The following is a 910-nucleotide window of genomic DNA, read 5'->3' on the forward strand; positions in this document are numbered from 1 at the left end:
GTATAACAAAGCAATCAACACGATTTATTACATTCGGCGTTGTAGGTTTGTCTTTGGTTTTGGTGTTTAAGGCAGTAAAATTCAGCTAAGTCGTCGTAGTAATAAACGTGTTATTGCGGCGTTATACCGTTAAAAGGAGAAATTGACATGGAATTAGTTGTACCATCATTGGAATTGGAGTCAGCATTCTTAGCTTTCTTCGAGGATTATGCAGCCAACGATATTAGTAATATTGAATCCTACTTATTGGGAAAAGAGGATTTTTCTTCGTATATTCAAAGTTTAACTGATGAAAGTAATGGGATTAACTTACGTGAAGGTTATGTCCCATGTAGCCACTTTTGGCTAATTAATGATAGTCAGTCTATTTTGGGTGTGGTTCGTATTCGTCACAATATAAATAATGAGTTTCTAGCACTGGAAGCAGGTCATATTGGTTATGATATAGCACCATCATTTCGCCGAAATGGTTATGGAAAATCGATACTCAAATTGGCTTTAACTAAAGCTAAAGAACTTGGGCTCAATCGAGTGCTATTGACAGCTGACGAAGACAATATAGCTTCACGAAAAATCATAGAAAATAACGGTGGTAAATTTGAAAATATCGTAATGGGTAAGGTCTTTCCGAATCCATTAACAAGGTATTGGGTACGCTGTTAGAAACGGTATAACAAAGCAATCAACACGATTTACTACATTCGGCATTCTAGGTATGTCTTTCGTTTCAGTGATTAAGGCGGTAAAATTCAGCTAAATCTATGTCGTAGTAAACGTGTTATTGCGGCGTTATGTTCTAGGCGATAGATAATGGTTATCTAAAATATTACCTTTGTTTTTATTAACTTAGAAATTAGTGACATTAATCACAGTAGTTCTTCACGATATTACAATAATGATATTTGTATAT

General features: G+C 34.8%; 1 protein-coding gene. It reads left to right on the top strand.

Annotated elements, in window-relative coordinates:
* Positions 1-147: 147 nt before the first annotated feature.
* Positions 148-663, top strand: coding sequence for a GNAT family N-acetyltransferase (locus AACV33_RS03810; RefSeq protein ID WP_182700738.1), 516 nt, complete (start codon positions 148-150; stop codon positions 661-663).
* Positions 664-910 lie beyond the last annotated feature (247 nt).

Origin of the sequence: Aliivibrio sp. SR45-2 (genome assembly GCF_963890165.1) — a bacterium.
GTDB lineage: Bacteria > Pseudomonadota > Gammaproteobacteria > Enterobacterales > Vibrionaceae > Aliivibrio > Aliivibrio salmonicida.